This window comes from Micromonospora sp. NPDC007271, assembly GCF_040634005.1.
Lineage (GTDB): Bacteria > Actinomycetota > Actinomycetes > Mycobacteriales > Micromonosporaceae > Micromonospora.
The window spans coordinates 1-8,438 of sequence record NZ_JBEYER010000170.1; the positions used below are offsets into that span (position 1 = coordinate 1).

Below are 8,438 nucleotides of genomic sequence, written 5' to 3' on the forward strand. Positions count from 1 at the left end.
CGGATCGTGTCCGATCGGAACCCGGATGGAATGCTCGACGGTAGCCCGGCCGAAGCCCGACCTGCCCGGTTGTCCAGCATCGGCTGACGCATGCAGGACGTACGCTCATGCCGCACACCGTGCGCTAGGCCCGCGCCTGTGGCGTTACGGCATCGCCTGCCTGACCGTTGATCGCTGTGCCGAGCCCAGGTCGTGCGGCGGCATCGGCGTCTCGTCAGCGGGCCGCTTGCTTGCCGAGTGGGCAGGCTCGGATCGCGATGGTGACCTGGTTGCCCACGGCGGGGTCGATGACGCAGTGCAGTCCGAGGTCTGTGATGCGGCCGTCGCGTGCGTCCCACTCCCGGGCACCGGCGTCACGCCCCAAGATTGGGCCCAGCGAGTCGATCGTGGCCTTCCAGAGGTTCGGCCAGGCGCGGCGGGGCCCGACCACGAACGCAAGCTGGAGGGCGATACCGCCATCGGGAAGTGGTTGAGCGGCGGTGATCTGGTCGCGGATTTGCCGCTTGTAGGCGGTGGTACTAGCCGACGCAGTGGTGCGTACCTGCAGCGAGTACACCCCGCCGGGATCCTGGACAGTTTGCGTCTGGCACACCGCGACCGCGGACCTCGCCGCATGCCGCTTGGTCGCCCAGACCGAGGCGAACTGCCGCCCGGTGCCCTTGGTCAGCTTCGGGACGAGCGGAAACAGGTAGTTGTCGAGGTCGTTGAGCGCGAGCAGGGGCACGATGTCCGGCAGCCCGATATCCACGCGCAGCGCGAGCGGATCCGGAGTGACGCGCAACTTCGGGGCGATGGCCGCCAGGACGTCTGCGGCAAACGCGGCGGAGCGAACCTGGCCAGGTGACCCAGCCGTGTCCCAGCTGGCCAGGGCAGGCGGAACGCTGAGTGTGCTGCCCACGGACTCCGGGCGCGCATAGAAGACAGGCAAGGCCACAGGGAAATCTATCGTCAGACCAGAGCTTGACCTCCCGTCGTGGCTGCCCGCTGCTCGAGCTGGGTTTTCGGTTGCCTTCACGCTGATGCCACCGTCCGTGCGCGTCAGCCGCGCGTCGCCCCTCGCTGCGGGTGGTCGGTGCTTCGCGACGCTCGGGCATCCTGAACTGTCGATGTGCGGATGTGGCGGTGGCGAGCGGCGGAGGCGGTCGTGGTGGTCTTTGCCGATCAGCTGGCCAGCTTCTCAAAGAGTTCGTTCGGCGTGTCGTAGTACCTCGTCGTCCGGCCGAAGTGCGTCATGCCGAGCCGCCGGCAGACGGCCTGGGAGGCATGGTTGTCCGGATCCGTGACCGCGATGACTCTCGCCAGACCCCGGCTGAACGCGTCGTCCAGGACCGCCGCCGCTGCTTCGGTGGCGTAGCCGTGCCCCCAGGCGTCCGGATGCAGGTGCCAGCCGATCTCGACATCGGTCGGCTCGCCGGAGGGTTCGCCGGCCGACAGGGGAATCGGCTTGAGTAGGAGGTTTCCCACCAGCCGGCCGTCCGCCGCTGTGGTGATGGCCCAGATCCCGTGGATCGGATCATCGATGGCGCATCGGCGTGCGATCGAGGCGAGGGCATCCTCGCGGTTGTTCATGATCGTGGGCTGCGCGCCCAAGAATCGCACGACCTCCCAGCGCGACTCGAGATCCAGAAGGAAGTCGGCGTCCTCATCGCGCCAGGGGCGCAGCAGGAGGCGGTCGCTCGCGATGGTGCGCATGCGACCTAATCTAGCCAGCGCCGAGCAACGCCTCTCAACCCGATTTCCTTCGCACGCATCTAGCCGCAGTGTGCTCGCTACGGGACAGCGCACGCGAGTGACCGCGCGCAGCAACCGTCTGATCTCGTGGCCGTCGCCTGACGCGCCCGCTCAGTCGTCGACTTCCTGTGCCGCGGCGGCGATCGGCTCGAGCCCCGCGGTCAGCTCGTCGAGCTCGTCGGCGGTGAGCACGTCATACGCCGGCGCCGCCAGCTCGTCGGTGAGGGCCTCGATCCGCTTCTTGGTCTCCCGGCCGGCGTCGGTGAACCCGCCGGCGGCGTCCACGAGGCCGTGGCGGCGCAACCCGTCGACGACACCGGCCAGCTGTGCCTTGGGCAGGTGGTGGGTCCGGCCGAACTCCTCCGCCCTCATGCCGAGGGAGAGGGCGAGCAGGACGTGGGCCTCGGTGCCGCCGATGCCGTGGGCGAGGAGGGCGGCGTTGTGGCCGTCCCCGCGGTGCTCCCGCAGCAGCGTCGCCGCGTGCCAGAGCCTGGCCACCGGCTCCGCGGGCACGTCGAGCGCGCGCAGCCCGGCGTACAGCGCACGGCCCTCGGTCGGCGCGCTGACCGCTGCCCGGGTGGCCAGGCCGGCGGCCCGCACCAGACCGGGGGAGTCGGCGAGCTGCCCGATCCTCTGCCGCAGGGCGGCGACGCTGCCCCGCTCGCGCACGGCGATCGCCTCCTGCGGGGTGGTCTTCCCCCAGACCCACGGGATGTGGCGCGCCACCTCGCCGTCGGCGAAGTTGTAGAAGACCGCGTGCACCACCTCGGCCGGTGCCAGGCCCAGCGGCGCGGCCCGACAACTCCGGCCGACATCAATCCAGCCAAGATTGGTTGTCACCAAAGACCCGCAGGTCAAGGGATTCTCGGTGGTCAAGCGGCGGTGGGTCGTCGAACGCAGCCTCGGCTGGATCATGCTGCACCGGCGCCTGGCCCGCGACTACGAAGCCTTACCCGACAACTCCGCCAGCATGATCCGCATCGGGATGATCGAGAGCCTCACCAAACGCGTCACCCACGGGACCACCCCAACCTGGCGAGACATCCAAAGGCGGCATCACTCGCAAAATACGTGAATCAGACGCCCTCTAAGTAGCCGCCGTCCGTGCGTGCTGACCGATCAAGAGCGGTCACGCGGTAGCTGGCTGTACTTCACCCGGTGGGCCGCCGACGGCACCACAGAGACCATTCACAACCTGCTCCGTGGCAAGGTCAGGACGCCCGCGCGACCTTGCCGTTGACCGTGACGCCGACTATGAACGTGGCGCCCTGGCAGTCCGACGACTCAGCCGACGCCGACGGTCTGTCACTCGGGTTCGATCAGGGCCACGACGCGGTCCTGTCCTCGGGGGTAGGGCTGGTCGGTGTACTTGGTGACCAGCCGGTCGATGATTTCCCACGCTGGCTCGCCCTCGATCCATTCGAGGACTCGTCCACGGACGACAACCGGCGTGAACGGGTTTTCGGCGGGTGCGATGGACAGCGCCATTCGAGGGTCGCGGCGCAGGTTGCGGGCCTTGCGCGTTCCTGGGCCGGTGAAGAAGACGACCCGATCGCCGTGGGTGCCGACGTAGACGGGGGTGGTGTGCGGCGAGCCGTCCGGGAGGATGGTGGCGAGGTGGGCGATCGAGGCGCCGTCGAGGATGCGGCGCACGCCGGGGTCAAGCATGGGAGTGCTCCTTTTCAGCGGGGGTTGTCGGCGCGCCACGCGACGTAGTCGGCGACCGCCGTGGTGCTGTCGAATGCCGGTGTGAAGCCGGTGTCTTGGGTGAGCCGGGTGATGTCGAGGTAGGGGTCGGCGCCGGGGCCGTTCTGCCGTCCGGGTAGGAGGGTGAGCTGCAAGCCGGGGGTGATCGCCTGCAGGGCGTCCGCGAGATCGCGGTTGGTGAACGTCCGGCCGCTGGCGACGTTGTAAGTGTTGTGCTGCAGGGTTTCTGCGGTTGTCAGCAGGGCGATCGCGCGTCCGGCGTCGGGTGCGTAGCAGCAGTCGCCGCCGTCGTCGGCGTGCAGGGGCCGCGGCTGCTCACCGCGGAGTACCGCGCTGATGTACGGCGGGATGCGGTTGAACGGTGACTCCGGGTCCATCAGAGGTCCCCAGATGCTCCCGATCCGCAGTACGACCGGCTGCACGTCGGTGCCCTGGAGGCTGTGCGTGGTGAGGGGCTCGACGGCCTTCTTGAAGGCGATGATCAGGTGCGGCAGGTCCGCGGTGGGCAGCGCGAGGTCCTCGTGCCAGGGGATCTCGGTCCGGCCGAGGTACACGCCGAGGCTGCTGGCGACGGCGAACCTGCGCACGCCCCAGGTGCGAGCGGCGTCCAACGCGTTGAGCAGGCCGCTGGTGTCCGTGCGGAAGAATTCGACCGGATCGGTGCCAGGGATGCTGCCGGCGAGGTGGACGATGTCGCTGATCTCGTAGCGATCGCCGAGGGCCAGGAACGCTTCCCGGTCGGTGACGTCCAGGCGTTCCACGCTGACCTTGCCGGCGAGGAACGACGGGACGTCGGTCCGGCGGTGAGAGGTGACGACGACCTCGTGTCCGAGGTTGACGAGCGCGCGGGCAGTATGGGCGCCGATCATGCCGAGCCCGCCGGTGACGAGGATCATCGGACCACCTCGTAGTGCAGGTGCGTCACGCCGGACGCCGGGATGACTTCCAGCAGACGCAGCTGCACGTGCTCTGGGAGCTCCTGGAAGAAGCTGTGACCGCCGCTGAGCAGGATGGGCACCTGGTGCAGGATGAGCTCGTCGACGAGTCCCATCCTGAGCGCCTCGGTGACCAGACCGCCACCCATCAGGGCGACGTCCTTGTCGCCGGCGACCTCGCGGGCCGCGGCGATGGCGTCCCCGACGCCGGTGGTGACGAGAGTCTGCCGCTCGCTGATCTCGGGTACCGGCCGGTCGCTGACCACGAACAGTGGCGCCGTCGGGTGCGGGCTACCGCCTCCCCAGTGGCTGGAGTGCTCGTACGTGGTGCGCCCGGCCACCGCGGCTCCCACTCGGGCCGCGATGGCGTCGAAGAACCGGGCGCTGGGCTCGTCGAGATTGAACCCATCGAACAACCTGCTCGGCGTGTCCCCGTCGAAGTACCAGTCGAAGAGCATAGGCGCGTCCCCCAGACCGCGTCCGAACTCCTCTGCACCGTCGGGAGTGCGACCGCTGATATAGCCGTTGACGGAGACCGCGTGGGCGCTGAACACCTTGCTCATGTCTCTCCTTCGCTGTTTCTCAGATGGCTTGCGGGAAGTCGAAGAACCGGTGCGGGTCGTAGGCGTTCTTGACCGCCACCAGCCGGGGGTAGTTGCCCGCGTGGTACGCCGCGGCCCAGTCGTCGAGGGCGGGGTCGGGGAAGTTGGGGTAGACCCGCCCCGACCCGTCGGCGTGGGCGGTCGCCCAGGAACGATCGACCCACGGATCGGCCGGGTCGCCGATGTGTTCGAGCAGAAAACGCTCGCCGCGGTGGGCGAACGCTGTGGCGTCCTCGGCGACCCTGTTGTAGGCCCCGCCCATCGCGGTGAACGTCAACTGCCGCCGGCCCCCGGTCCTTGCGGCGCCGAACTGGCTCACCAGCGACGCGAGCGTGCGGTCGGACAACCCGCGGGAAAAGAACTCCGACCGCGTCCGCTGGGCTCGTTCGGGCAGATCCGGCGGATCCAGGTCGGCGAAGGTCTGTTTCAGGCGGTGGTAGGGCAGGCCGGCACGCAGCTCGAACGCCCGATCGGTGAGCTCCCGCAGCAGCTCCCGGGTCGGTCCTTCCTCGAGGGTGGCGCCGCCGAACAGGGTGGCCCGGACCGGTGCGCCGGGCTCGGACTCGAGGGTGAGGTTGGCTGTGAGTTCGTCGGGCGCGTCCGGCGCCCAGGCCTGCCAGGCGGCGACAAGGCCCTCGAGCGCGACGCCCGACCAGTGCGCCTCGACGCGGGTGGTCAGCGGCTCCGGGACGGTGTCGAACCGCAGTGACGTGACCACACCGAACTGGCCGCCGCCCGCGCCGCGCAGGGCCCAGAACAAGTCCGGTTGCCGGTCTTGGTCGCAGTCCACGACGGTTCCGTCGGCGAGCACGACCTGTGCGCCGACGAGGCGATCGCAGGTCAGGCCGTGCTTGCGACCGAGCAGGCCGATCCCACCGCCGAGAGTGAGGCCGGCGATGCCGACGGTGGGACCGCACCCGGCGGGCAGGGTCGAGCCGCGGGCGTGCAGCGCCGCGTATACCTGATGCAGGCGGGCGCCGGCTCCGATCCTGGCGACCCCGTCGTCGGCCACGGACACGCCGTCCAGGCCAGACAGGTCGAGCAGGATCCCGTCCGTCGACGATCGGCCCGCGAAGCAGTGCCCCCCGCCACGAGGGGCGAGGCGCTCTCCGGTGGCGGTGGCGTAGGTCAGGGCACTGACGACGTCCGAAACCGAACGGCACAGCACCACGAGTCGGGGACGGACGTCCCGGAAGGCGGGGTTGACCGGGCGGCGGATCGCATCGTAACCCGGCGAGTCAGGCGTGAACATCTCGCCGTCGAGTGCAAGGGCAGGCACGTGTTCGACGCTATGCGCGGTGTGACGACGAGTCTTGAACAAAACGCGCAGGCTCAGACCCGCAGTGGCGGCCTGCTGCGGGTGGCGAGGAAGGGTGCGTAGGAGGCGGAGTGCTCATGGCCACAGGCGCAGCGATCGACGGCGCCCCCGAGGAGCTGGCTCGGGGTGAGACCGGTCAGGCGTAGGCACTCACGGCTGAGATGTGCCTGGTCGGCATACCCCACGTCGACCGCCAACCCCGCCACGCCGTCGGCGCCAAGCCGGCCCGAGGCGGTCGCGCCGGCCTGAGCCAGCGCGAGAAACCCCTGAAACCGCAACGTCCGCTGCAGGACCTTGGGACTCACCCCCACCGCTTGCAGGCAGCGGCGGCGCAACTGGCTGGCGGAGAGCGCCAGGCGGGTGGCCAGGGCCTCGATGTTGACTGAGTGCCACGGCATCAGCGCCTGCACGGCTTCGGACACCAGCGGATCCACGTGCGCCGCGCCTCGGAACTCGGGCAAAAGGTGGGTCTGCAGACCCGTGAGCGCCCGCTCGGGCGTGTCGGCCCGGGCCATCGCCTCCACGAGGCGGTCTGCCGAACGTCCCCACAGCTCTGCCAGGCTCAAGCGCTGGTCTACCAGGTCGTCGAGCACCGCCGGCATGGGCGGCGCGGTCCCCGGCTGAAACCGCACGCCCACGATGGTGGTATGCGGCGGGATGACCTCGATCTCCGGACCGGTCAGCGGACCGACCAGCTGGGGACGGCCGCCGATCGGAAAGTGGATCTCGACCCCGCCCGTGGGTAGGTGTCGTTGCACATACGCCGCCGCACCGGTGCGCTGGATCCAGACCGTCCGCACCACGCCCGCCAACGCCGGCAACGGCGGACGCTCAATATAAGAGTCCATCGCGGCCATCCTGGCACTGAAGCGAGCGCCCTGTCGACGGAGCTTCGCGACCATTGCCTATGGAGGGAGTTACGAACCGCGTACTGAGATCGCCTGGTTGCACTCGGAGCAGCATGACCGAGTGCCTCACCGTTCGTCGCGGCGGAAACGTAGACCACTCCCGCCCTCGCCGCCGCAGTACCCGACCGGCAGCTCCACCCCGCCGTCGAGGATGATCCGCGACCATACAGAGCCCGACGGTATCCGCCCGCTACCGGCCTCAACCGCGGCCAGCATGATCATCCTGGTGGCCGACCGGGGTGCTCCCACATCGCGTCCACACGCCGGCAAACCAGCGTCACCCGGTCGAGGGCCGGGGGCATTCGGGCACCAGTGGTGGGTGTAGAGCCCGACAGGGTGGGTAGCGCGACGGCATGCGCATGCTCACCAGCGGCTTGATCGCCGGCGCCGCCGGAACGGCAGCCCTCGACCTGGTCACCTACCTCGATGCGCAGGCGATCGCCGAGCAGCACCCCCGAGCAGAGCGTGCGGCGCCTGGCCAGCCTGGCCGGCGTCAAGCCCGGCGACGACCCACCAACGAAACACCGGATCACGGGCCTCGGTGCGTTGCTCGGCTACAGCGCCGGCCTGGGCGCCGCCGCCGAACGCGGCCTCGCCGACCGTCTCACACTGCACGAGCGCGACGCCCGGACGTACGTGCCTGGCGGCGATTACGACCTGGTGCTGTGCGTCGGGTCGACACACGCGTTCGGCGGATTCGGCGAGACGCTGGAGCTGGCTGGTCGGCATGTGAATGCCGACGGCATCCTGATGGTCGGTGAAGGATTCTGGCAAGTCCCGCCGACTCCGGAGGCACTCGCCGTGCTCAATGCAAAGCCTGAGGAATTCACCGAACTCGCCGGCCTGGTCGACGCTGCCGAGCAGGCCGGCTGGACGCCGGTGTACGCCCATGTCAGCGACTCCGCCGAGTGGGACGACTACGAATGGTCGTGGACCGGCTCGCTCACCGAGTGGGCGCTGGACAACCCCGGCCATCCGGACGCTGTCGAGGCACTCACCGCCGCCCGGGAGCACCGCGATCAGTGGTTGCGCGGGTACCGCAACGTTCTGGGCTTCGTGATGCTGGTGCTACGCCGTATCTGATCGTGGTGCGGTTCACTCTAAGTAGCCGCGAAGCGATCATCGCCGAGGGTGATGTCGGCGCCGGGCGCCAGCATCCGGTCGTGCCGATGACAGCTGGTTGCAGCCCCCGTACGTTGGCGTCATGGCGACTTTTTGGACCTTGGGATGCGATGCC

Annotated in this window: 9 protein-coding genes and 1 pseudogene; 2 read left to right on the top strand and 8 right to left on the bottom strand. The window is 69.4% G+C overall.

All coding sequences use genetic code 11. The annotated features are described in order from the left end of the window. Nucleotides 1–214: 214 nt before the first annotated feature. The 3 genes from ABZ570_RS32895 to ABZ570_RS32905 form a co-directional block, all read right to left on the bottom strand. Nucleotides 215–934 carry a hypothetical protein gene (locus tag ABZ570_RS32895; protein ID WP_358071911.1) on the bottom strand — a complete coding sequence of 240 codons (720 nt, stop codon included), beginning with the start codon at nt 932–934 and terminating at the stop codon, nt 215–217. A gap of 227 nt (nt 935–1,161) precedes the next feature. Beyond that, nucleotides 1,162–1,692 carry a GNAT family N-acetyltransferase gene (locus ABZ570_RS32900; RefSeq protein ID WP_358071913.1) on the bottom strand — a complete coding sequence of 177 codons (531 nt, stop codon included), beginning with the start codon at nt 1,690–1,692 and terminating at the stop codon, nt 1,162–1,164. A 150-nt stretch (nt 1,693–1,842) separates the two neighbouring features. After that, the gene (locus tag ABZ570_RS32905) at nt 1,843–2,571 is read right to left on the bottom strand and encodes a MarR family transcriptional regulator (RefSeq protein ID WP_358071915.1); all 729 of its coding nucleotides are present in this window, start codon (nt 2,569–2,571) and stop codon (nt 1,843–1,845) included. On the opposite strand from ABZ570_RS32905, the pseudogene ABZ570_RS32910 reads away from it, so the two are divergent. Further along, a pseudogene (locus tag ABZ570_RS32910) lies at nt 2,564–2,806 on the top strand (IS5/IS1182 family transposase); the annotation flags it as partial. The gene ABZ570_RS32905 and the pseudogene ABZ570_RS32910 overlap by 8 nt on opposite strands. Nucleotides 2,807–3,036: 230 nt before the next feature. Here ABZ570_RS32910 and ABZ570_RS32915 read toward each other — a convergent pair. Genes ABZ570_RS32915 through ABZ570_RS32935 form a run of 5 tightly spaced genes read right to left on the bottom strand, consistent with a single transcriptional unit; the run spans nt 3,037 to nt 7,150 of the window. Beyond that, the gene (locus tag ABZ570_RS32915) at nt 3,037–3,399 is read right to left on the bottom strand and encodes a PPOX class F420-dependent oxidoreductase (RefSeq protein ID WP_358071917.1); all 363 of its coding nucleotides are present in this window, start codon (nt 3,397–3,399) and stop codon (nt 3,037–3,039) included. A gap of 14 nt (nt 3,400–3,413) precedes the next feature. After that, on the bottom strand, nt 3,414–4,334 hold the full coding sequence (locus tag ABZ570_RS32920; protein ID WP_358071918.1) for an NAD(P)-dependent oxidoreductase: 921 nt from the start codon (nt 4,332–4,334) through the stop codon (nt 3,414–3,416). Beyond that, a complete protein-coding gene (locus ABZ570_RS32925; RefSeq protein WP_358071920.1) occupies nt 4,331–4,936 on the bottom strand; it encodes a dihydrofolate reductase family protein in 606 nt (201 codons plus the stop codon). Before ABZ570_RS32925 ends, ABZ570_RS32920 begins: the two co-directional genes overlap by 4 nt. Nucleotides 4,937–4,955: 19 nt before the next feature. Beyond that, nucleotides 4,956–6,254, bottom strand: coding sequence for an FAD-binding oxidoreductase (locus ABZ570_RS32930; RefSeq protein ID WP_358071922.1), 1,299 nt, complete (start codon nt 6,252–6,254; stop codon nt 4,956–4,958). Nucleotides 6,255–6,307: 53 nt separating this feature from the next. Continuing rightward, complete coding sequence (locus tag ABZ570_RS32935) at nt 6,308–7,150, bottom strand: helix-turn-helix domain-containing protein (RefSeq protein ID WP_358071924.1); 843 nt, start codon at nt 7,148–7,150, stop codon at nt 6,308–6,310. A gap of 516 nt (nt 7,151–7,666) precedes the next feature. On the opposite strand from ABZ570_RS32935, the gene ABZ570_RS32940 reads away from it, so the two are divergent. Next, nucleotides 7,667–8,284: a hypothetical protein gene (locus ABZ570_RS32940; protein WP_358071926.1), complete on the top strand. Its 618-nt coding sequence runs from the start codon at nt 7,667–7,669 to the stop codon at nt 8,282–8,284. Nucleotides 8,285–8,438 lie beyond the last annotated feature (154 nt).

What these genes read in the sequence shown, in the direction of transcription:
- ABZ570_RS32900 (WP_358071913.1), bottom strand. Translation starts at nt 1,692, where the DNA reads ATGCGCACCATCGCGAGCGACCGCCTCCTGCTGCGCCCCTGGCGCGAT.
- ABZ570_RS32915 (WP_358071917.1), bottom strand. Translation starts at nt 3,399, where the DNA reads ATGCTTGACCCCGGCGTGCGCCGCATCCTCGACGGCGCCTCGATCGCC.
- ABZ570_RS32920 (WP_358071918.1), bottom strand. Translation starts at nt 4,334, where the DNA reads ATGATCCTCGTCACCGGCGGGCTCGGCATGATCGGCGCCCATACTGCC.
- ABZ570_RS32925 (WP_358071920.1), bottom strand. Translation starts at nt 4,936, where the DNA reads ATGAGCAAGGTGTTCAGCGCCCACGCGGTCTCCGTCAACGGCTATATC.
- ABZ570_RS32935 (WP_358071924.1), bottom strand. Translation starts at nt 7,150, where the DNA reads ATGGCCGCGATGGACTCTTATATTGAGCGTCCGCCGTTGCCGGCGTTG.